We start from the raw sequence: 22,004 nt of genomic DNA on the forward strand, positions 1-22,004 counted from the left end.
TCACCGTCCTTCGAAGTCGATCCGTACGACGGCCACGTCATCGTTGCGCAGGAGCCGACCCTCGCGGAGTCCCGTGAGCCATCGCGTGAACGCGCCGAGGTCTCCCGGTCCCGAGAAGTCCAGCAGTTCGTGGAGGGCGGCGGTGGGGTCCGCGGCGGAGAGGAACCACGCCGCGAGGGCGTCCGTCATCAGGAGCAGCCGGTCTCCCGGCAGCGCCTTCCCGTCGGCGAACCGGGTGCGTTCCTCCAGCAGCACCGTGTCGTGGTTGCGGCTGCTGAACAGGTCGGGCGTGGTGTCGAAGTCCTCCGGCCGCTGCACCGGGAACGAGCTCAGCAGCCGGTCGTCGCGCAGGTGGAAGAGGCAGCTGTCGCCCAGGGCGGCCGCCTGCCAGTGCCAGGCCGATCCGGGTCCGGTCGGGGGTTCGGGGTCGACGCGGACCACGAGGAGCGTCGCGAACGCACCGGAGGCCAGCTTGGCCTGCTCGTACCACTTCAACGGCCGTCCTTCGTCGGCGCGGGTCCGCGTGTACTCCTCCAGCCAGGGCTCCCACCGGGCCACGGCACGCGCCGTGAACTCCTCGAAGGCCGGACCGCCCGCCAGGACGCCCGGCCGGTCCATGGCCTCCGTGGCCGCCGCCCCGGACAGGAGCCGGGCCCAGTCCTTGGCCAGCACGCTTTCCGTGGCACCGTCGCAGATGCCCGCCGTCAACGGCTCCCGGACCATGTCGACGTGCGTGCAGGCCGGGAGCACGGCCACGGCGTCCTCGCACTCCGCCTCCGTGCTCCCGTGTTTGGGCGCCACCAGGTGGGTGACGAACAGGAAGGGCGCTGTGCTCACCGCAGCTCGGTGGCGCGGGTACCGATGTCCAGGAACTGGACGATCGTGGTGATGTCCGCGTTGTAGACGAATCCCCGGGTCGTCTCGCTCACGCGCCGGCCCTGGGACGCGGCGTACGAGCGCATGTGGCTGGGCAGCGGGCTCGACATCCTGAAGAGGGTGCGGGCATAGCTGTCGGGCAGGCCGTCGGCGCTGTCGGGGAAGGCGGTCGGGGTGCCGCCCGAGGCCGAGACGTGCAGGTTGAAGAGCAGGGCGGCGCCGTCGGCGGTGGCGTGCGAGGTGATGGCGTCGGCCGCGGCCGACGGATCGCCGTCGGTCGACTCGCCGTCCGTCAGGTTGATCACGATGGGCGGGAAGCTCGCGGGGAAGCGCTCGGTCCAGCCGGCGACCAGCGTCTCGGCGTACTTCAGGGCGCGGGTCATGGGCGTGCCGCCGTGGGCGACGGGGTCCATCCACAGAGGGAAGTTGACTGTGGTCTCGACGAGACCGCCGGCGCCGTCCGGAACCTTCTTGCTGCGCTCGTCGACGCGCGCCGGATGGTCCGCGACCTCACTCAGCGGCACGATGTCCCGCCCGGCCAGCGAGCCGGCGAAGGCGGAGCCGACACTGGCGCCGTAGCCGATCACCGCGACGTGGAAGTAGTCGCGCACGCCCTCTTCCTTGGCGCACTTGATGGAGAGTTCCGTCAGCAGCCGGTTGATCGCGTCGGCGACGACATCGGCCTTCTGCTGGGGAACCTCGCCCCCGATGGGATCGCTCATCGAAGTCGACTGGTCGACAAGGAAGATGATGCTCGTCGGATTGCTGCGGCTGATCTCGGCGGTGTACGGCACCTGGAACTCCTGACGAGGCGGCGAAGGGTGGTCCGTCCGGCGGAGGACCCGACGACACACTGGCCGGCACACGCACACCGTGATCCCCCACACGCGATGTTAGGACGCGGCAGGGGATCCAAGGGGCGAATCTGGATCTTTGACAAGTGCCCCTCTCATCCGGCCAGTTCGGCCGCCCAGCGGGTCAACGCGGTGAAGTCGCGGTCGCGCAGGCCGTGGCGGGGGTGGATGCGCAGGAGGAGCGCGGGGGACGGGTGGTGGGCCGCGACCCAGGCCCGGTCGAGGGGGGTGATCATGTCGTCGACCCAGGCGAACGGGCGGCCGGCCGCCCAGTCGACGAGGGGGCGGGTCTTCCACGACAGGCCCTCCGGGTCGCGGGCGAAGAGTTCCGGCCAGTCGACGACGGGGAGATCGCCGGGAAGGCCGATGTGCGGGGCGATCAGCGTGTTGGCCTGGTGCGTCCAGGCGGTGGCCCAGGTGAGGTCGAAGGGCAGTGCCTGCAACCGGGCCCCGTGGGACGGGTGGAGGCGCACCCGCGCGCCGCGCCGGGCGCGGCGGGACTCCGGGTCGCGGTAGGAGAGCCAGACGTCCGGGCGCATCCGGTGGCTCGTGTATCCCCGGAGACCGGCGAAGAGGGACCGGAACGGGTTCAGGGGGCCGTCCACATCGAGGAGGAGCAGCGGGCGAGCAGTCATGAAATAGGCAGTACCCAGTACACGATGGAGTGAAATGCCTACCGGCTCTATAACCCGAACGGGTTCAGCGCGTTGTCTCCGGTACGGGTGCAACGCCCGGGAACCTCTCCGGAAGGCAGGAAAACTGATGCGTCACAGTCGTCGGAATGGCTTGATCGCGGCGGTGGTTGCGGGAGGCGGACTGGCGGTCGCGGGCGTGAGCGGACTCGCCTACGCCGATGCGGACGCGGCCGGTGCGGCCGAGCGGTCGCCCGGGCTGCTCTCGGGGAATCTGGTGCAACTGCCCGTGCACGCCCCGGTGAACGTGTGCGGGAACACCGTGAGCGTGATCGGTGTGCTCAACTCCGCCGCCGGGAACCGCTGTACCAACGCGACGCCGAAGGGCGGCGGGCATCCCGGGCCGGGGCCCTCGCAGCCGTCGGCCCCATCCGCCCACCCGTCGAAACCCGGCACGGGCCACGGCTCGGGCAACGGAGGCGGGGCCGCCGCTCACGGAAGCGGAAAGGATTCACCTGGGCTGCTGTCCGGCAACGGACTCCAGCTCCCGGTCGAGGTCCCGCTGAACATCAGCGGGAACGCGGTGAGCGTCGTCGGGGTCGGCAACAGCTCCAGCGGCAACACCTCCGTCAACGGCGAGGTGCCCAGCGTCGGCAAGCCGCCCCAGCCGCCCGTCGCCGAACGGCCCGTGGCCCAGCCGCCGGCGCCGCCGCGCCACACCGAGGCACTCGCCCAGACCGGAGCCGACGGCCTCGGCTACCTGCTCCCCGGCGGCGGAGCACTGCTGCTCGGCGGCGCCTTCCTCTACCGGCGCTTCCGCCCGGCGGCGCACTAGGCCCGGCGCATCAGGCCCGGCGGTCAGGTCCAGTGGGTCGGGCCCGGCGAGCCAGGCCCGGCGGGTCAGGTCCGGTGGGTCAGGTCAGGCGGGTCGGGACCCGGGGCCGGGTCCGGCGGGTCGGGGGACGCGGGGGTCGGGTCCGGCGAAGTCGGACGCGGCACGTCAGGGCCGGGGCGGTACCGGGCGCCAGCTGTCCAGGACGGCGTCGATCCGCGCGGCGAGCCGGGCACGGGCGGCGAAGCGCGGGACACCCGCCATCAGCAGGGCGTCGTACTCGGTGTCGGTGTGCCGCACGGCAGCCCGGACTGCGTACGAGACCGCGAGTTCGTCGAGGGCCCGGCCGGCCGCGCTGCGGCCCACCCGGCCGCTGCCGCGCACCGAGGCGTGGGTGGCGATCGCCACGGCCCGACCCGCCGGGCACCCGGGGAACAGCCGTACTATCTCGGCGGCGAAGGCCGCCGTGAACCGGGTGTCCTCGGCCGCGCGGCGCACCCGGTCGCGTTCCCGGCGCCGGGAACGCGCCTCCGCGTCCGCGAGGCAGGCACGCTCGGCCCGGGCCAGGGCGGCATCCTCGACGAGGATCCCCTGACGCTCGTACCGGCGGCGGCGCCGGTTGAAGCGGACGACGACCGCGGACAGTGAACTCGCCTCACGGGAGCGGCGGGTGAGCGCCGCGTCCCCGCGCGGAAGGTAGACCAGGTGTCCGAGATCCGCGCAGTCCAGGCAGCGCGGCACGCCCGCCTCGCGCACGAGGTGCCGCAGCGGACCGTGCCGGCACTCCGCGCAGTGGATCTGCTTCGCTGACTCGAAGACGACCAGGCTCATACAGGTGTGATACCGCCGAAGGAGCCTCATATCACCTGGTGGAGAGGGGCTGTTGATGTTCCACCAACTCTTCCTCGATGTCGTGCTGTCCTTCTACGGTGTGGCTGGTGGACGACGGCCGGCCCGCCGGGGAGGGCACATGCGGGGACAGCAGACGACGGTACGACCGGCGAGACCACGCCCCGCCTTCGCGCCGGCCGGCCGGGAGATCGTCATAGCGCCGGGCGGCTGCACGGGCTGGCACTACCACCGGGTGCGGCTGGACGCCGTCGTCCTGGCGGGGACGCTGACCCGCGTCCTGTACGACCGCACGATCGAGGTGCACCGGGCGGGGACCACCTTCGTGGAACCCGCGGGCATCGGGCACGTCCACTTGGGCCACAACCTCGGCACGGACCCGGTCGTGCTCTACGTGACCCCGGCGCTCCCCGAGGGGACCCCCTTCTCCATACCCACCCCGCCCCCCTCCGGGGCCACGCCCGCGGTGTGCCAGGAGCACACCGCCTGAGTCCGCCGGGCCCGGCGCCCCCGCCCCGCGCCCCCGGCAGCGCGCTCCGGCCCCGCGCCCCGGCCGCGCACTCCAGCCCCGCACCTCGGGCTCACACCAGTCGGCGTATCTCCCCGCGCACCCGGTAGAAGCCCCCCGACGCCGCGTGCAGCCCGTCCACCACGTACCGGGCGCCGGGCTCCCGGATCCCGCGCGGGAACTGCACGTTCCAGGAGGACTCGAACCCGGCCGACACCACCTGGACCCGCATCCGGCCACCCTGCTGCACGCACTCCACCACCACACCGCCCGCCGGCGCCGCGGCCACCGACACCGTCGCCACCGCCGAGGCGGACGCGGCCGGGGTGAACACCGGCAGCGCGGCCGCCGACTTGACGTCCATCGCCGTCGGCACCGAACCTTGCTGCGCCGCCGCGATCGCCTGCTCGCTCGCGTCCACGCACACCAGCGAACCGTCGGTCGTGACCAGGTACAGCCGCCCGTCGAGGTACTGCATGGACAGCGCCGCCCCGCTGCCCGTGCCCAGCTTCCACAGCCGCTGCCCGTCGGCGTCGAAGCAGTACACCGAGGAGGACAGGTCGCCCGCGAAGACGTGCCGGCCGTCCGGCGAGGTCGCGCACGAGTACACCGCCGCGTCGCACCGGTAGGTGGCCTCCACCGCGCCGGTCGCCTTCGACAGCCGCTGCACGGTGTTGCGCCCGGTGCCCGCGTACACCGCGTGCTCCTCCTGCCAGCCGAACAGCACCGAGCCGTTGGTCGCCGTGTGCCACAACTCCCGGCCGCCGTCGGGGGCGTACGCCGTGACCCCCTTGCTGTGCCCGTGGTAGACCCCGTCCGCGTCCGCCCGGACCATCCACGCGTTGGAGCCCGCCGAGCGCCGCGACCACTGGAACTCGTCCTCGTGGTCGATGACCGTCAGCCCGCCGCTGCGGTCGGACACGTTCAGCACGCCCTCGCGGATGTCGAGCCAGAAGATATCCACGTCCGCCGCGATGTCGTACGCCCCGAACGGCACCTTCGACGACAGGTCGTACACCGTGCCGTCGTCGCAGCCCGCGTATATCCAGAACTCGTCCGCCACCAGGCACTTCACCCCGTCCGGCAGGGAGTAGCGGGCCAGCACCTCACCGCCGTGGCTCAGCGTGTAGACGTCGCCCGCCTGGTTGCCGACCCAGCAGCGGTCCTCGTCCACATGGATCCCGAAGGCCGAGGAGCCGGTGCGGAAGCGCCACAGCACGGGGGCCACCGCCCGCGCCGTCGACGGCGCCGACGTGACCTGGCGGCGGGTCACCGACCGCGCCACGCGCTGCCCGCGCACCGCCGGGGCGTACCCCTTGCGGACCTTCTCCCCGATCTTCTTCGCGGCCGCCGCCCTCGCCTTCTCGGCGGTCGGGAAGGAAGAGCTCTGCAGGGCCCCGTCCGCACCGATGCGTCCGTAACGCACAGAGACCGCGGTGCCGTCCACGGTCAACTCGTAGAACTTGTGCGCTCCGCCGCCATCCTGCGAAAGCTCCAGATACGTCGTCTCCCGAGCCATGACAGACCCCTCCCCGAAGGCCGGGCCACCGGCGCCCTTTCCGCCGGTGATCCCTCGTGAAAGACGCTACGGGCCACCACTGACAATGGGCTGGTGCAGCTGGAAGCGATCACATGGCAGCGGATGGCCGAGCGGCTCGCCGGTCACCTCGACGACCGCGCGCCCGGCCCCGGGCAGGACGTCTGGCAGCGGGTGGGCATCGACGGGGCGCCCGCCGCAGGCACCGGCGTGCTCGCCGCCCACCTCGCCGAGGAGCTGCGGCTGCGCGGCCGGTCGGCCCTGGTGGTTGCGGCCGAGGGCTTCCTGCGACCGGCCTCCCTGCGCTTCGAGTTCGGCCGTGAGGACGTGGACACCTACCTCAGCGGCTGGTACGACACGGCCGCGCTCTGGCGCGAGGTGTTCGGCCCGACGGACCCCGGCGGCACCGGCCGGGTACTGCCCGACCTCTGGGACCCGGTGACCGACCGGGCGACCCGCAGCCCGTACGCCGAACTCCCGCCGGGCGCCGTGGTGATCGTGCACGGCCCGCTGCTGCTGGGCCACTGGTTCCCCTTCGACCTCAGCGTCCACATCAGGCTCTCCCCGGGGGCACTCGCCCGCCGCACCGAGGAGTCCGCGCGCTGGACGCTGCCCGCCTTCGCCCGCTACGAGGCCGACACCGACCCGGCGTCGACCGCCGACGCGGTGGTCCGGGCGGACGACCCCCGCCATCCCGCCTGGGGCGGCCTTCGCGGGTCGTAGGCGTCGGCCCGGCCGGGTGGGTAGGGGCGGGGGCGGGGCCCGGGTCGGGGCTCGGGTCGGGTGCCGGTGCGGGTGCCGCTGCGCGGAGCTCGTCCCCGCCCCGCCCTTTCTCCGTTTCCCGGGCTCCGCCCGGACCCGTTTCCCGGGCTCTGCCCGGACCGGTTTCCCGGCTCCGCCGGGATTCGTGCCTTGAGCCGCCAGGCCGCCGGGGCGGGTCCCGGGCTTCGCCCGGACCTGCTTCCCGGCTCCGCCGGGACCCGTGTCGCGGACGCCGCCAGGCCGCGGGGGCTGGCCGGGTCCCGAGTGACGCCGGGGCCTGGGCAGCCCCCTGAACTGCGGCCGGTCCGCCGTCCCGCGGCCCCGCCGGCCTGCGCTCGCCCCGAGGCCGTCCTACGGTCTGCCGCCCAGCCGGGTTATCGCCAGGGCCGCCGCCCGGCAGCCCGCGCGGGCCGCTTCCGCCGGGGTGGCGCCCGTCAGCCGGGCCGCGAGGAAGCCGCCGGTGAACGCGTCCCCGGCGCCCGTGGAGTCCACCGCCCCGGCCGGCTCCGCGGCGACCTCGGCCGTGACGCGGCCCTCCTCGGCGACCAGGGCCCCGGCCGCACCCCGGGTCATCACCACCAGCGGCACCCGCAGGCTCAGCTCCGCCGCCGCCCGCGCCGCCCCGGCCGGCTCCGGCAGCCCGGCCAGCAGCCGGGCCTCGTCCTCGTTGGGCAGCAGTACGCCGGCCCCCACTACGGAGTCGAGGAACCGCCGCGGCCCCAGGGTGCGCAGGAACCCTGCCGAGGCGGGGTCCACGCTCACCGGCACCCCCCGCGCCCGGGCCGCCCGCAGGGCGACGAGGGCCAGCTCCCGGCTGCTGTCGGCGAAGAACAAGTAGCCGGAGAGGTGCAGATGGGCCACCCCGTCCAGCAGGGACGGAGCCCAGTCGGCGGGGGAGAGCCGCAGCGAGGCCCCGCTGTCGGTCAGGAAGGTCCGCTCCGCGTCCTTGCCGACCAGCGCCACCACCGTCCCCGTGGGCTCCTGCGCGTCGATCACCAGCCGCGGCCGCACCCCCGCCTCCTCCAGCGCCCGCTCGTGCCACCGCGCGGACTCGGCGCCCACCCGGGCGAGGAGCCGTACCTCCGGCGCCCCCGTACGGGCCGCCCAGCAGGCCGCGTTGGCGCCCGCGCCGCCCGGCAGGGTGCGGATGCGGGCGGCCGTGTCGGTGGCCGGGGCCAGCGGCTCCGGATGCACCGCCACCACGTCCGTCACCACGTCCCCGACGACCAGCAGTGCCCCCGCCCCGGTCATGCCCGCTCCGCCCAGGCCCCCGCGATCCGGGCCCCGAGCCGCACGTTGCCCCGTACCGCCGCGAGGTTCGCCTCCAGCGAGGCCCCGCCGGTCGCCCGTACCAGGAACCCCAGCAGGAACGGGGTCACTGCCTGCCCCGTGATCCCCTGCTTGCGGCAGGCGGCGAGCGCCTCGGCCAGCACCCGGTCGTGGAGTTCCGGATCCAGCTGCTCCGCCTCCGCCACCGGGTTGGCCACCAGCAGAGCCGACTCCGGTCCTCCCAGCGCGTCCTGAGCGGCCATCACCGCCGCGACCTCCTCGGGCCCCTCCACGCTCCAGTCCACCGGCTCTCCGGAATCGGCCAGGTAGAAACCGGGGAACCGGCGCGTCCGGTACCCCAGTACCCCCACGCCCAGCGTCTCCAGCCGCTGGAGCGTGGCCGGCACGTCCAGGATCGACTTCACCCCCGCGCACACCACCGTGATCCGGGTCCGTGCCAGGAGCGACAGGTCCGCCGACTCGTCCTGCGTCTGCGCCCATTCCCGGTGCACGCCGCCCAGCCCGCCCGTGGCGAAGACCCGCAGCCCCGCCCGCGCCGCCAGGAAGGCCGTCGCGGACACCGTCGTCGCCCCGGTCGCCCCCGTGGCGAGCGCGGGCGCCAGGTCCCGGTGGCCGAGCTTGCGCACGCCCTCGCCGCCCGCGATCCGCTCCAGCTGCGCCTTGTCGAGTCCCGCGTACGCCACCCCGTCCACCACCGCGATCGTCGCCGGAACGGCTCCCTCCGCCCGGACCAGCGCCTCCAGTTCCCCGCCCACCGCCAGATTGCGGGGGCGGGGCAGACCGTGGGCGATGATCGTCGACTCCAGGGCCACGACGGGCCGCCGCCCGGCGAGTGCCTCGCGTACCTCTTCCGACAGGACCGGGACCTCAGCTGCTCTGTGCTGTGACATGTCCCCATCCATGGCACCGGATCCGCGCCCCCAAACGCGCTCCCGCCACACCCGTCCCAAGGTGTCCGAGTAGCGTTGCCGCATGGACCCGCGGCCCTTCTACGACGAACTGGCCGACCGCTACGACCTCCTGTACGCGGACTGGGACGCGAGCACCGCCCGCCAGGGCCGGTCCCTCGACGCCCTGCTCACCGCCGCGCTCGGCCCGGGTCCGCACACGGTCCTGGACAGCGCCTGCGGCATCGGCACCCAGGCGCTGGGGCTGGCGGCACTGGGCCACCGGGTCACCGGGGCCGACCTGAGCCCCGTCTCCGTCGCCCGCGCCGCACGCGAGGCGGCCGGGCGCGGGCTCGCCCTGCCGGTCCTGGCGGCCGACATGCGGGCCCTGCCCTTCGCGGACGCCTCCTTCGACGCCGTGGTCTGCGCCGACAACGCCCTGCCGCACCTGCTGACGGCCCAGGACGTACACACCGCCCTGGCCGAAACCCTGCGGGTGCTGCGCCCCGGCGGACTGCTGCTGCTCTCCACCCGCCCGTACGGGGAACTGCTGCGCACCCGGCCGCGGAGCGAGGCCCCGCACGTGCGCGAGGGGGCAGAGGGGCGGACCATCACCTTCCAGCTGTGGCACTGGCACGCCGACGGGGAACGGTACGACCTGGAGCTCTTCCAGCTGCTGCCGGCCGGGGACACCTGGACCACGCGGACGTCGAGCGCCACCTACTGGGCGCTGCCGGAGGAGCAGACCGCGGAATTCGCCCGGCGGGCCGGCTTCCGCGACACGGTGTGGCACGCTCCGGCGGACAGCGGATTCCACCAGCCGGTCCTCGGCGCGCGGCGGCCCGGGCCCTGACCGGGCGCTGGACAGGGTGACTCGTCCGCCCCGGCAGCGCTGGACGCTCTGGTCACCGCGGCGGGCGGCCCCGGCGGATTAGGGTGCGCGTCATGAGCACCAGTGATCACAACGCCGCCGCCGGGCCCGCCCCCGCCGACGTCACCGCCCCCGCCTCCTTCGCCGTCCGCGTACCGGAGGTACCGGACGCCGAGCTGGAGGTGGAGGACCTCGATCCGGGGCAGATCGTCTCCGGTACGCCCGTGGTGACGGGCAAGGTGCTGTGGGAGTCCCCGGACGGCAAGCAGCTGCGCGGGATCTGGCAGATCACCCCGGGCGTGGTCACCGACACCGAGGCCGACGAGCTGTTCGTGGTGGTCAGCGGCCGGGCCACCATCGAGGTGGAGGGCGGCGCCACGCTGGAGGTGGGCCCCGGTTCCGCCTGCGTGCTCCGGGAGGGCGACAAGACCACCTGGACCGTGCACGAGACGCTCCGCAAGGCCTACCACATCAGCCTTCCGTGACCCCTTCCGCAGGTGCGGCCTTCGTCGGCAGGGCCGTGGCCGGCGCGGCCTTCGCCGGCACGGGGTGGCGGCGCGAGGTGAACAGCGCGAGCGCCGCCATCGGCAGCAGCAGCCCGGCGCCGATGGCGTTCAGCCAGCCGTAGCCCGCCTGGGCCATGACCAGCCCGGCGGCGGCCCCGCCCACGCCCGCGGCCGTGTTCATCGTCAGGTCGCTCAGGCCCTGTACGGCGGCCCGTGCGGGCTGTGGCACCGAGTCGGTCAGCAGGGCCGAGCCGGACACCATCCCGGCGGACCAGCCGAGGCCGAGCAGGAAGAGGCCGAGCGCGGTCTGGCCGTGGCTCGGCCCGGCCGTGCCCGCGAGCAGGGTGGCGACGGACAGCAGCCCGGCCGCCAGGCCGATCACCGACAGCCGGCCGAGGCGGTCCGCGAGCCACCCCATCAGCGGCGAGAAGGCGAACATGCCCGCGATGTGACCGCTGATCACCAGCCCGATGAGCTCCAGCCCGGCGCCGTGGTGGCCGAGGTCCATCGGGGTCATCACCATGATCGAGACCATGGTGGTGTGGGACACCGTGACGGTCAGCAGGGCGAGCCGTGCCCGCGGGGAGGCCTTGACGGCCGCGAACCCGGCGCGCAGCGAACGCCCCTCGCGGGTCTGCTCCTCGGGCGCGGCCAGCGCCCGCGCCGTCAGCAGCGGGTCCGGTCGCAGGAGTACGCCGATCAGGGCGCCGGTGAGCAGGAAGACGGCCGCGGCCCACACGAAGGGCCCGGCCGTCTGGGGTATGGAGGTCCCGGCGAAGCTGCGGCTGGCCGGGGCGGACAGGTTGGGGCCGAGCACCGCGCCGATGGTGGAGGCCCACACGACGAGGGAGATCGCCCGGGCCCTGCGGTCCGGGGCGGCGAGGTCGGCGGCGGCGAACCGGGACTGGAGGTTGGCGGAGGAGGCGGCGCCGAACGCGGCCATGCCGAGCAGCAGCAGCGGGAAGTTCCTGATCGTGGCGGCGAGCACGACGAGGCACGCTCCGGTCGCGCCGATCGCGTAGGCCAGGACCAGCCCGGGCCTGCGCCCGCGCGCGGTCATCAGGGCGGCGAGCGGGAGCGAGAGCAGGGCGGTGCCGATCACCGAGGCGGTGGAGGCCAGGCCGGACATGGCCTCGGTGCCGCTGACCTCGGTGGCCAGGACCGGGGCCAGGGCGATGCTGATCGGGATGCCGAGCCCGCCCAGGATCTGGCTGGCGATCAGCACCCCGGAGGTGCGCCGCTGGAGCCGGGGCAGGTCCTGCGCGGTGACGACCGCGGCCGGGCGGCCGGTGTCCGGTGAGGCGCTCACGCCGTGCACCCCCTGCGCGGGTGCGGGACGCGGCGGGAGGCGGCGGGACGGGAGGCGGCGGGGCGGGAGGCGGCGGGGCGGGGGGCGACGGCAGGAGTAGTCACCGCGGCAGTGTCCCACCCCTTACCGCGCCGCGAAAGCGGGTACACCGGGCCCGGCGCTCCGCTGACCAGGACCTTGTGCCGGGGAGGCGGTCCGGGCTCAGAACAGCGGCTGCGGCAGGACGCCCTCCAGCGCGAGCAGGAGCCGCTTGGTCTCCACCCCGCCGCCGAACCCGCCGATGCCGCCGTCGTTCTCCACGACCCGGTGGCAGGCCACCACCAGCGGCAGCGGGTTCGACCCCATGGCGTTGCCCACCGCCTGGGCGGCACCGGGCTGCCCCACCCGGGCGGCCAGCTCCCCGTACCCGACGACCGCTCCGTAGGGCACGGAGCGGTCCAGCTCCTGGAGCACCTGCCGGTTGAAGCCGGAGCTGAGCCGCCAGTCCAGCGGGAGCTCGAAGCGCCGCAGCGATCCGGCGAAGTACGCGGCCAGCTGGCGTATGGGCTCGGCCAGCAGCACCTCCTCGCCCGGCGCGGGCCGCCAGGCGTCGGCGCCGAGCCGGGAGACGAGCGGGCCGATCATGGAATCGACCCGGTCGGGCCCGGCATGGAACTCGACCCGGACCAGACCCTCCGGGGTCGCGGCCAGGAGCAGGGGACCGATGTCGCTGGGGACGACGGTCCATTCGAGGTGCGGCCCGCGGGGCCGCTCGGTGCTGTCCACGGCTCCACCGTACGGCGCCCCTCCGACAACGGGCTGCGCCCGCCGCTCAGAACCCGTCGACGGCGTCCTGGACCACGTCCGGGGCGTTGGTGATGATCCCGTCCACGCCCATGTCCCGGACCTTCCGGGCGGTCGCCGCGTCGTCGACGATCCAGGTGTCCACCTCCATGGCCTTGCCGTGGGCCCCCAGCAGACCGTGCACCGCCGCGACCCAGTCGGCCGAGATCGTGGTGTGCCACGGGTTGATCCGGTCGGTGAACTGCGCGTACCGGGGAAGGTCCGCCACCGTCGGGGTGCCCAGGAAGGCCGTCACGAGGTCCGGGCGCAGCCCGTGCACGATGCGTACGCAGTCGGCGCTGAAGCTCTGTACGACCAGGCGCTCCGAGACGTGCCGCTCGTCGAGCCAGCCGGCCTCGTCCAGCACCTTCAGGGTCTGCTCCTCGATCCCGGGGTAGAGCTCCGGCTTCTTGATCTCCAGGAGCAGCCGCTGCTGGTTGCGCTGCACCCGGTCCATGTACTCCCGCAGGGTCGGCACCCGGGCTCCCGTGAACTCCTCGCCGAACCAGCTCCCCGCGTCGAGCCGGGCGATCTCGGCGGCCGTGAAGTCCTTGACCTTCCACGGGGAGCGGCCGGGGAACACCTGCTCGACGTCGGTCGTCCGGGAGAGGGTGTCGTCGTGGATCACCACCAGCTCGCCGTCCCTGGTGCGCTGGACGTCGTTCTCGACCCAGTCGAAGCCCAGCCGCATGGCCAGGTCGATCGCGTCGAGGGTGTTCTCCGGGGCGTAGGCCGAGGCCCCCCGGTGGGCGTAGACGACGGGCCCCGACAGTACGTCCAGGGGGGCTCCGGCGGATCCGGCGGAGGTGGCGGACGGGGTGGAGGAGGTGGCGGCTGTCCCGCCGAGCACGGTCAGGGTGAAGCCCAGGAAGGCGGCGGCGGCCGCGGCGGCCGGTCGGACGAGGTGCATGTGCGTTCTCCTCGGGTCGTGAGCCCTGGTCCTGCGTCAGACATGTGCGCAACGGCAGACGTTGCGGCGGTGCACTTCACGGCGGAGCCTGTACCGCGATCATGGGGTTGAAGATCACCGGGCCGCCACCGAACTACGACAAACGGACCAGAACGTGTGAGAGTCGTACGGCCTGGCGGACCCGCCCGGGGGCGCGCGGAGCCGGGAGGCCGCGTGAGTGTCAGTGGGGGGTCGTACGGTGGAGTCATGCGGCCCGTATCGAAGATCGAACGCACGGTGGCGCCTTTCGAGGTCGTCAGCTCCTACCAGCCCAGCGGCGACCAGCCGGCGGCCATCGCCGAGCTGGAGAAGCGCATCCGTGCAGGTGAGAAGGATGTCGTCCTGCTGGGTGCGACCGGCACCGGCAAGTCGGCGACCACCGCCTGGATGATCGAGAAGCTCCAGCGCCCCACCCTGGTCATGGCGCCGAACAAGACCCTCGCCGCCCAGCTGGCGAACGAGTTCCGCGAGCTCCTGCCGAACAACGCCGTCGAGTACTTCGTCTCGTACTACGACTACTACCAGCCCGAGGCCTACGTACCGCAGTCGGACACCTACATCGAGAAGGACTCCTCCATCAACGAGGAGGTGGAGCGGCTGCGCCACTCCGCGACCAATTCGCTGCTGACCCGGCGCGACGTGATCGTCGTCGCCTCCGTGTCCTGCATCTACGGCCTCGGCACCCCGCAGGAGTACGTGGACCGGATGGTCTCCCTCAAGGTCGGCGAGGAGACCGACCGGGACCAGCTGCTGCGCCGCTTCGTCGACATCCAGTACACCCGCAACGACGTGGCCTTCACCCGCGGCACCTTCCGGGTGCGCGGCGACACCATCGAGATCTTCCCGGTCTACGAGGAACTGGCCGTCCGCATCGAGATGTTCGGCGACGAGATCGAGGCCCTCTCCACCCTGCACCCGCTGACCGGCGAGGTCATCAGCGAGGACCGCGAGCTGTACGTCTTCCCCGCCAGCCACTACGTCGCCGGACCCGAGCGCATGGAGAAGGCGGTCCGCGGGATCGAGGCCGAGCTGGCCGGGCGCCTCGACGAGCTGGAGAAGCAGGGCAAGATGCTGGAGGCGCAGCGGCTGCGCATGCGCACCACGTACGACCTGGAGATGATGCGTCAGATCGGGTCCTGCTCCGGCATCGAGAACTACTCGCTGCACATGGACGACCGCGAGCGCGGCTCCGCGCCCAACACGCTCATCGACTACTTCCCCGAGGACTTCCTCCTCGTCATCGACGAGTCGCACGTCACCGTGCCGCAGATCGGCGCGATGTACGAGGGTGACGCCTCGCGCAAGCGGACCCTGGTCGACCACGGCTTCCGGCTGCCGTCCGCGCTCGACAACCGGCCGCTGAAGTGGGAAGAGTTCCAGGAGCGGATCGGCCAGACCGTCTACCTGTCGGCGACCCCCGGCAAGTACGAGCTCTCGCGCGGCGACGGCTTCGTCGAGCAGATCATCCGCCCCACCGGCCTCATCGACCCCGAGGTCGTGGTCAAGCCGACCGAGGGTCAGATCGACGACCTGGTGCACGAGATCCGGCAGCGGGTGGAGAAGGACGAGCGGGTCCTGGTCACCACCCTCACCAAGAAGATGGCCGAGGACCTCACGGACTACTTCCTGGAGCTCGGCATCCAGGTCCGCTACCTGCACAGCGACGTGGACACCCTGCGCCGCATCGAGCTGCTGCGCGAGCTGCGGTCCGGCGAGTACGACGTCCTGGTCGGCATCAACCTGCTGCGCGAGGGCCTCGACCTGCCCGAGGTGTCCCTGGTGGCGATCCTCGACGCCGACAAGCAGGGCTTCCTGCGCTCCGGGACCTCCCTGATCCAGACCATCGGCCGCGCGGCGCGCAATGTGTCGGGCCAGGTCCACATGTACGCGGACAGCATCACCCCGGCGATGGCGCAGGCGATCGACGAGACCAACCGCCGCCGGGAGAAGCAGGTCGCCTACAACACGGCCAACGGGATCGACCCGCAGCCGCTGCGCAAGAAGATCAACGACATCGTCGCCACCATCGCCCGCGAGGAACTCGACACCGAGGAGCTCCTCGGCACCGGCTACCGGCAGGCGGCCGACGGCAAGGGCGCCAAGGCGCCGGTGCCCGCGCTCGGCGGCAAGGCGACCGCTGCCAAGGCGGGCAAGGCAGCCAAGGGTGCCAAGGGGGCGCGGGCCGCGGAGGTGCTCACCGACCGGCCCGCCGCGGAACTGGCCTCGCTCATCGAGCAGATGACCGAGCGCATGCGCGGCGCCGCCGCCGAGTTGCAGTTCGAGGTGGCGGCCCGGATCCGCGACGAGGTGAGCGAGCTGAAGAAGGAGCTGCGGCAGATGAAGGAAGCGGGCCTCGCCTGACAGGGACCCTGTCAGTAGGGTTGTGCCACAGCCGCAGGTACATGCTGCGCCGCGCCGTCGAACGGGGCGGGCTATGGAGAGGGGACAGCACGTGACGGTCAACATGACCAAGGGTCAGGCCATCAGTCTGCAGAAGGCGGACGGGGGTACGCTGACCGCGGTCCGGATGGGCCTCGGCTGGCAGGCGGCGAAGCGCCGCGGTCTGTTCGGTTCGCGGACCCGGGAGATCGACCTGGACGCCTCGGCGGTACTCTTCGCCGACAAGCAGCCCGTGGACGTCGTCTTCTTCCGGCACCTGCAGAGCGACGACGGCTCGGTCCGGCACACCGGCGACAACCTCGTCGGCGGCGTCGGCCAGGGCGGGGACGACGAGGCGATCCTCGTCGACCTCCAGCGCGTACCGGTGCACATCGACCAGATCGTCTTCACGGTGAACTCCTTCACCGGGCAGACCTTCCAGGAAGTGCAGAACGCGTTCTGCCGCATCGTCGACGAGACCAACGGCCAGGAACTGGCCCGTTACACCCTCGACGGCGGCGGCCAGTACACCGCGCAGATCATGGCGAAGGTGTCCCGCGCGGGCGCGGGCTGGCAGATGACGGCCCTCGGCAACCCGGCCAACGGCCGGACGTTCCAGGACCTGATGCCGTCGATCCTGCCGCACCTGTAGGACGTAGGGACGTACGGAAGAAGAGAAGAAGGCACGGGGGAGGGGCTGCACGATGACGGCCGAACTGGTCCGGGGGCAGAACCACCCCGTGTCCCACAGCAGGGTGGAGGTCAGGGTCTCGGCGGGCACCGCCGTGCTCGCCCTGGCCTCGCTCGCTGACGAACAGGGCCGGTTCTCCGGCGCCGAGGTACTGGCCCACCCGGGCGCCCGCTCCCTCCCCGGCCTCCAGGTGCCGGGGGAGGCCGCCGAACGGCACGCCTTCGCCGTCGACCTCGACGCGGTCGCCGTCGGCGTCCACCGGGTCGGCGTGCTCCTCGTCCTGCCGCCCGGCGGGCCGGTCCGCTTCGGAGCGGTCCCCGCCTCCTACGTCGCCGTGGCGGACGGGGCCGGCACCGAGATCGCCGGCTTCACCCTCACCGGACTGGAAGCCGAGACCGCTGTCGTCGCCCTGGAGCTCTACCGGCGCCTGGGCACCTGGAAGGTCAGGGCCGTCGGCCAGGGGTACGCGGACGGCCTCGGCGCCCTGCTCGCCGACGGCGGCATGGCCCCGGCCGAGGCCACCTCGCTGGCCGCCGCCGCCCTGCGGACGGCCGCGCGGAGCGGCGAGAGCGACCGCACGCTCGCCCCGCTCCCCTCGCTGGCACGGGATCTGCGCACCCCGCAGGAGCCCGCGCCCGAGCCGCCGCATCCGGTCCCGGTGTCCGCAGTCCCCTACGCCGGCACGCCGGGCCCCGCCCCCGGCGGTGACACCGCGGGCTCTCCGCCCGACGCCTCCGTGCCCGACGCCTCCGTGCCCGACACCTCCCCGCCCGACGGCTCCCCGCCCACCATCAGCTACGCCCACCCGCGCCGCCGTCGCGCCAGCACCGAGCCGCCCGAGCCCGCGCCGCGGCCCGCAGCGGCGCCGCAGCCCGGACAGCCCCCGCTCCCCGTCGCCGGGGACGCCAGCGGCTGGTCCATGGAGGAGCGGCTCTACAACCAGGTGTGGGGCATGTTCGAGGACATGGCCCGGACCGTCGCCGCCTACCGCAGCGCCGTCGAGTTCGCCGACTCCCGCATGGACCGCGAGCTCGACGAAGCCCTGTCCGACCCGCGCCACCGCCTCGGCGGCTCCGGAAACGCCGCCCGCGACACCGCCCGGGCCCGGCGCGAGGAGCTCGTCGCCCAGGCCAAGACCGTCCTCGACCGGGACCTCGCCCAGCTGACCGCCGAGTGCGAGGTGGTCGAGCCCGCGCTGCCGGCCTCGTACGCCCGCTGGGACAACCCTGTCTGGCACGGCCACCGGGTGCCCGAGGAGGGCCCGCTGGCCCTGCGCCTGGGCGACCTGCACCTGCCCGAGCGGCCCGCCCTGCGCATTCCCATGCTGGTCCGGGTCCCGCTGGAGCGCGGGCTCTGGATCGACAACGGCCGTACCGGCTCCGAGGCCGCGATGACCATGGACACCGACCGGCTGCGCCGGGCCGCCATGGACATGGCCGTCGCGCACGCCGTGCGGCTGCTCGCGGTCCACCCCGGCGACCGGTTCTCCGTCCACGTCATCGACGCGGCCGGCGCCGGAGCCGCCTCCCTCGCACCCCTGGTGCGCGCCGGGGTGCTGGCCGCGCCGCCCGCCGCCGGGGCCGCGGGGGTCACCCAGACCCTGGCGGGGCTGACCCGCCGGGTGGACCTCGTACAGATGGCGCTGCGGGCCGGTGCCCCCGAGGACCTGCCGCCGGACGTGGACACGGCCGAGCAGCTGCTGATCGTGCACGACTTCCCGCACGGGTTCGACGACCGCGCGGTCACCCAGCTGCGCTACCTCGCCGACGAGGGCTCGGCGGTCGGCGTGCACCTGCTGATGGTCGCGGACCGTGACGAGGCCTCCGCCTACGGGCCGCTGCTGGACCCGCTGTGGCGTTCGCTGATGCGGCTGTCGCCGGTCCCGGACAACCACCTCGCCGACCCCTGGGTCGGCCACGCCTGGACTTTCGAGCCGGACCTGCCCCCGCAGGGCAGCCGGGTCCTCGACCAGGCACTGGACCGGATCGCGGAGGCCCGTCGGACCGCCCGCCCGTGACGGGAGCGGCAGGGGGATGACCTGCCGCTGACCAGCCCTTGGGACTCCCTTTACCTTCTCCGCCTCCGGAGGGTAGGCTGTAGAGCGCGGAGGGGAGTATTCCTGCTTTCTTGCTACGGCGTGCCCGTCAATACGGACCGCCGCGCTTTTCTGAGCGCGGCCGTCCCGGGGCGCCGGCCCACGGCCTCCAGGCCGCCCGGGTGGAAGAGACCTCCGGCAGCGATGACGCTGACGAAGTGCTGAGCCATCCGCCGGAGGCGTGTTTACCGTGGAAGTTTCCTGGACCCTGTGGGCCCTGACCATTCTTGGTCTGTCCCTCCTCATCGGCGCCGATTTCTTCATCGGCCGCAAACCCCACGACGTTTCGATCAAGGAAGCGGGCACCTGGACGGTCGTCTGGATCGTCCTCGCCGGACTCTTCGGCCTCGGCCTGTGGTTCTTCGGCAACAGCCAGGCCTCCCAGGAGTTCTTCGCCGGCTTCATCACCGAGAAGTCCCTGAGCGTCGACAACCTCTTCGTCTTCGTCCTGATCATGGCGAAGTTCGCGGTGCCCTCCCACCTCCAGCAGCGCGTCCTGCTCGTGGGCGTGCTCATCGCCCTGGTACTGCGGGCGATCTTCATCGCGGCCGGCGCGGCGATCATCGCCAGCTTCTCCTGGGTCTTCTACATCTTCGGCGCGTTCCTGATCTACACCGCCTGGAAGCTGATCCAGGAGGCCCGCAAGGACGAGGACGAGGACGAGTTCGAGGAGAACCGTCTCCTCAAGTCCGTCGAGAAGAAGTTCGGCGTCGCCGACAAGTACCACGGCACCAAGCTCTTCATCCAGAGCAACGGCAAGCGCGTCCTGACCCCGCTGATGGTCGTCATGCTCGCCATCGGCACCACCGACGTGCTGTTCGCGCTGGACTCCATCCCCGCGATCTTCGGCCTCACCCAGGACCCGTACATCGTCTTCACCGCCAACGCCTTCGCCCTGATGGGTCTGCGCCAGCTGTACTTCCTCATCGGCGGCCTGCTCAAGAAGCTGGTCCACCTCAGCTACGGCCTGTCGGTCATCCTGGGCTTCATCGGCGTCAAGCTGGTGCTGCACGCCCTGCACGAGTCCGGGGTGCACGTCCCGGTGATCTCGATCCCGGTCTCCCTCGGCGTCATCTGCGGCGTCCTGGTGATCACCACGGTCACCAGCCTGATCGCCTCGAAGAAGCAGGCGGCGGCCGAGGCCGCCGCCCGCCCGGAGAGCGTCGACGCGTAAGCGGGCCGGGCCCTGAGGCCCTGAAGCCCTACGCGGGGGCGGCCGCTTCGGCCGCCCCCGTTTCCGCGCCCGTCCCCGTCCCCGCGTCCTTGCCCGACCGCTGCCGGACGATCACCGGATTCGTCTCCGGGAGCAGCGCGAAGCAACCCAGGCTGAGCAGCGCGATCGCGGTCAGGTACACCGCCACGCCCCACGGTCGGCCGGAGCCGTCCGCCAGCGCCGTCGCCACGATCGGGGTCAGCGCCCCGCCCAGTACGCCCCCGAGGTTGTAGCCGACGGCCGCGCCCGTGCAGCGGATCCGCGGGGCGTACAGCTCCGGCAGGTACGCACCCACCACCGCGAACATCGTCACCATGCCCAGCAGCGCCCCGACGAAGCCCAGCGTCATCAGCAGCGGGTCGGCCGTGCTCAGCAGCGCCACCAGCGGGAACATCCACAGGGCGCAGGCCGCGCACCCGGCCAGGCACAGCGGCCGCCGCCCGTAGCGGTCGCCCAGCACCGCCACCAGCGGGGTGACGAGGCCCTTCAGCGCGACCGCGCCCATGATGCAGGACAGCATCACCGTGCGGCCCACCCCGAGGTGCTCGGTGGCGTACGCGAGGGACCAGGTGGTGACCGCGTAGAAGACGGCGTAGCCCACGGCGAGCGCGCCGCCGGTCAGCAGGAGCAGCCGCCAGTGGCCGCGCACCACCTCCGCCAGCGGGGCCTGCGACCGCCGCCCGGTCGCGGCGAGCGCGCGGAACTGCGGAGTCTCCTCCACCGAGCGGCGCAGCCACAGTCCGGCGAGCGCCAGCAGCCCCGCCGCCCAGAACGGCACCCGCCAGCCCCAGGAGGTGAACTGGGCGTCGGTCAGGGTCGCCGACAGGGCCAGGACCATGCCGTTGGCCAGCAGGAAGCCTACCGCCGGGCCGATCTGCGGGAAGCTCGACCACAGCCCGCGCCGCCGCTCGGGGGCGTGCTCGGCGGTCAGCAGCACCGCGCCGCCCCACTCACCGCCCAGGCCCAGCCCTTGCAGGAAGCGCAGCAGGAGCAGCAGGACGGGCGCGGCCACGCCGATCGAGGCGTACGTCGGCACGCAGCCGACGGCCACCGTGGCGAGGCCGGTGAGCAGCAGGGAGCCCAGCAGCACCGGGCGCCGCCCGTAGCGGTCGCCGATGTGGCCGAAAACGGCCGAGCCCAGCGGGCGGGCGAGGAAGCCGACGCCGAAGGTGCCGAACGCGGCGAGGGTCCCGGCGAGCGGGGAGAAGGAGGGGAAGAAGAGCGGGCCGAGCACGAGGGCGGCGGCCGTGCCGTAGACGAAGAAGTCGTAGAACTCGATGGCTGTCCCGGCGAGCGAGGCCGAGGCGAGCCGCAGCATTCCGGGTCCGGCGGTGCCGGACGGGGTCGGGGCCGGGGAGGGGTCTTGTTGCATGGAGCAGCAAATACCCCTTCCCCGGCCCTCAGGACGTGCGTTCGGTCATCATCGACCGGAAGGAGTCCATCGAGTACGGAAGTTGACGCGTGGGCCGGTCTACCAGCCGCGCTCGCGCCATTCGGCCAGGTGCGGCCGCTCGGCGCCGAGGGTGGTGTCGTTGCCGTGTCCCGGGTAGACCCAGGCCTCGTCCGGCAGCTGCTCGAAGAGCTTGCGCTGCACGTCGTCGACCAGCTGCTCGAAGGCCTTCGGATCGCCCCAGGTGTTGCCGACGCCGCCCGGGAAGAGGCAGTCGCCGGTGAACACGTGCGGGTGCCCGTGCGGGTCGTCGTAGATCAGGGCGATCGAACCGGGGGTGTGGCCGACCAGGTGCCGCGCGGTCAGCTCGACCCGTCCGACGCGTACGGTGTCCCCGTCCGCGACCGGGACGTCGGTCGGCACCGGGATGCCCTCGGCGTCGTACGCGCCCGCGTACGTGGTCGCGCCCGTGGCCTCGACCACGCTCTGGAGCGCGCCCCAGTGGTCGCCGTGCCGGTGGGTGGTGACGACGGACTCGATGCCGTCGTCGCCGATCAGGCTCAGCAGCGCGTCCGCGTCCGCCGCCGCGTCGATCAGGAGCTGCTTGCCGGTGGCCCGGCAGCGCAGCAGGTACGCGTTGTTGTTCATCGAGCCCACTGCGACCTTGGAAATCATCAGGTCCGCGAGTTCGTGCACGTCGGCCGGACCGCCGACCTTGACCGCTCCGCTGTACGTCATGTGCCGATCCTAGG

21 protein-coding genes are annotated in these 22,004 nt (G+C 73.0%); 9 read left to right on the top strand and 12 right to left on the bottom strand.

The window, feature by feature from the left end; all coding sequences use genetic code 11:
• The 3 genes from OG447_RS16325 to OG447_RS16335 form a co-directional block, all read right to left on the bottom strand.
• On the bottom strand, positions 1-837 hold the full coding sequence (locus OG447_RS16325) for a hypothetical protein (RefSeq protein WP_266937285.1): 837 nt from the start codon (positions 835-837) through the stop codon (positions 1-3).
• Positions 834-1,670 carry a vWA domain-containing protein gene (locus OG447_RS16330; RefSeq protein WP_266937286.1) on the bottom strand — a complete coding sequence of 279 codons (837 nt, stop codon included), beginning with the start codon at positions 1,668-1,670 and terminating at the stop codon, positions 834-836. Before OG447_RS16330 ends, OG447_RS16325 begins: the two co-directional genes overlap by 4 nt.
• A 155-nt stretch (positions 1,671-1,825) precedes the next feature.
• Entirely contained in the window at positions 1,826-2,365 is a 540-nt protein-coding gene (locus OG447_RS16335) for a hypothetical protein (protein ID WP_266937287.1), read from the bottom strand.
• 196 nt (positions 2,366-2,561) lie between these two features.
• Here OG447_RS16335 and OG447_RS32280 point away from each other — a divergent pair, with 196 nt between their 5' ends.
• Complete coding sequence (locus tag OG447_RS32280) at positions 2,562-3,197, top strand: chaplin (RefSeq protein WP_323181779.1); 636 nt, start codon at positions 2,562-2,564, stop codon at positions 3,195-3,197.
• A gap of 165 nt (positions 3,198-3,362) precedes the next feature.
• Here the strand turns inward: OG447_RS32280 and OG447_RS16350 are convergent, their stop codons facing one another.
• The gene (locus OG447_RS16350) at positions 3,363-4,025 is read right to left on the bottom strand and encodes a DUF2293 domain-containing protein (protein WP_266937288.1); all 663 of its coding nucleotides are present in this window, start codon (positions 4,023-4,025) and stop codon (positions 3,363-3,365) included.
• 139 nt (positions 4,026-4,164) lie between these two features.
• Here OG447_RS16350 and OG447_RS16355 point away from each other — a divergent pair, with 139 nt between their 5' ends.
• A complete protein-coding gene (locus OG447_RS16355) occupies positions 4,165-4,533 on the top strand; it encodes a cupin domain-containing protein (RefSeq protein ID WP_266937290.1) in 369 nt (122 codons plus the stop codon).
• A gap of 91 nt (positions 4,534-4,624) precedes the next feature.
• Here OG447_RS16355 and OG447_RS16360 read toward each other — a convergent pair whose 3' ends face one another.
• Entirely contained in the window at positions 4,625-6,070 is a 1,446-nt protein-coding gene (locus tag OG447_RS16360; protein WP_266937292.1) for a WGR domain-containing protein, read from the bottom strand.
• Positions 6,071-6,163: 93 nt separating this feature from the next.
• On the opposite strand from OG447_RS16360, the gene OG447_RS16365 reads away from it, so the two are divergent.
• A complete protein-coding gene (locus tag OG447_RS16365) occupies positions 6,164-6,811 on the top strand; it encodes a uridine kinase (RefSeq protein ID WP_266937293.1) in 648 nt (215 codons plus the stop codon).
• A 390-nt stretch (positions 6,812-7,201) separates the two neighbouring features.
• On the opposite strand, the gene OG447_RS16370 is transcribed toward OG447_RS16365, so the two are convergent.
• Both OG447_RS16370 and OG447_RS16375 read right to left on the bottom strand, forming a co-directional pair.
• Positions 7,202-8,101, bottom strand: a complete 900-nt coding sequence (locus OG447_RS16370) for a carbohydrate kinase family protein (RefSeq protein ID WP_266937294.1) — start codon at positions 8,099-8,101, stop codon at positions 7,202-7,204.
• On the bottom strand, positions 8,098-9,030 hold the full coding sequence (locus OG447_RS16375) for a pseudouridine-5'-phosphate glycosidase (RefSeq protein ID WP_266937295.1): 933 nt from the start codon (positions 9,028-9,030) through the stop codon (positions 8,098-8,100). The genes OG447_RS16370 and OG447_RS16375 overlap by 4 nt, the downstream gene beginning before the upstream one ends.
• An 82-nt stretch (positions 9,031-9,112) precedes the next feature.
• Here OG447_RS16375 and OG447_RS16380 point away from each other — a divergent pair, with 82 nt between their 5' ends.
• Positions 9,113-9,880, top strand: a complete 768-nt coding sequence (locus tag OG447_RS16380) for a class I SAM-dependent methyltransferase (protein ID WP_266937296.1) — start codon at positions 9,113-9,115, stop codon at positions 9,878-9,880.
• A 92-nt stretch (positions 9,881-9,972) separates the two neighbouring features.
• A complete protein-coding gene (locus OG447_RS16385) occupies positions 9,973-10,383 on the top strand; it encodes a cupin domain-containing protein (protein ID WP_266937298.1) in 411 nt (136 codons plus the stop codon).
• On the opposite strand, the gene OG447_RS16390 is transcribed toward OG447_RS16385, so the two are convergent.
• From OG447_RS16390 to OG447_RS16400, 3 genes are all read right to left on the bottom strand, one after another.
• Positions 10,370-11,713: an MFS transporter gene (locus OG447_RS16390; RefSeq protein ID WP_266937300.1), complete on the bottom strand. Its 1,344-nt coding sequence runs from the start codon at positions 11,711-11,713 to the stop codon at positions 10,370-10,372. The genes OG447_RS16385 and OG447_RS16390 overlap by 14 nt on opposite strands.
• A gap of 201 nt (positions 11,714-11,914) precedes the next feature.
• The gene (locus OG447_RS16395) at positions 11,915-12,478 is read right to left on the bottom strand and encodes a methylated-DNA--[protein]-cysteine S-methyltransferase (protein ID WP_266937301.1); all 564 of its coding nucleotides are present in this window, start codon (positions 12,476-12,478) and stop codon (positions 11,915-11,917) included.
• Positions 12,479-12,524: 46 nt separating this feature from the next.
• Complete coding sequence (locus tag OG447_RS16400; protein ID WP_266937302.1) at positions 12,525-13,445, bottom strand: glycerophosphodiester phosphodiesterase family protein; 921 nt, start codon at positions 13,443-13,445, stop codon at positions 12,525-12,527.
• Between the two features lie 246 nt (positions 13,446-13,691).
• Between OG447_RS16400 and uvrB the strand changes: the two genes are divergently transcribed.
• The 4 genes from uvrB (at position 13,692) to OG447_RS16420 (ending at position 19,823) form a co-directional block, all read left to right on the top strand.
• Positions 13,692-15,845 (top strand): excinuclease ABC subunit UvrB, encoded by a 2,154-nt coding sequence (gene uvrB, locus OG447_RS16405; RefSeq protein ID WP_266937304.1) that lies wholly within the window; start codon positions 13,692-13,694, stop codon positions 15,843-15,845.
• Between the two features lie 91 nt (positions 15,846-15,936).
• Complete coding sequence (locus tag OG447_RS16410) at positions 15,937-16,515, top strand: TerD family protein (protein WP_266937306.1); 579 nt, start codon at positions 15,937-15,939, stop codon at positions 16,513-16,515.
• Between the two features lie 52 nt (positions 16,516-16,567).
• On the top strand, positions 16,568-18,571 hold the full coding sequence (locus OG447_RS16415) for a TerD family protein (protein ID WP_266937308.1): 2,004 nt from the start codon (positions 16,568-16,570) through the stop codon (positions 18,569-18,571).
• Positions 18,572-18,839: 268 nt separating this feature from the next.
• Entirely contained in the window at positions 18,840-19,823 is a 984-nt protein-coding gene (locus tag OG447_RS16420) for a TerC family protein (protein WP_266937310.1), read from the top strand.
• A 28-nt stretch (positions 19,824-19,851) separates the two neighbouring features.
• Here the strand turns inward: OG447_RS16420 and OG447_RS16425 are convergent, their stop codons facing one another.
• On the bottom strand, positions 19,852-21,180 hold the full coding sequence (locus OG447_RS16425) for an MFS transporter (RefSeq protein WP_266938904.1): 1,329 nt from the start codon (positions 21,178-21,180) through the stop codon (positions 19,852-19,854).
• A 153-nt stretch (positions 21,181-21,333) separates the two neighbouring features.
• A complete protein-coding gene (locus tag OG447_RS16430) occupies positions 21,334-21,990 on the bottom strand; it encodes an MBL fold metallo-hydrolase (RefSeq protein ID WP_266937312.1) in 657 nt (218 codons plus the stop codon).
• Positions 21,991-22,004: the final 14 nt, after the last annotated feature.

The sequence above is a fragment of the Streptomyces sp. NBC_01408 genome, assembly GCF_026340255.1.
Taxonomy (GTDB): Bacteria; Actinomycetota; Actinomycetes; order Streptomycetales; family Streptomycetaceae; genus Streptomyces.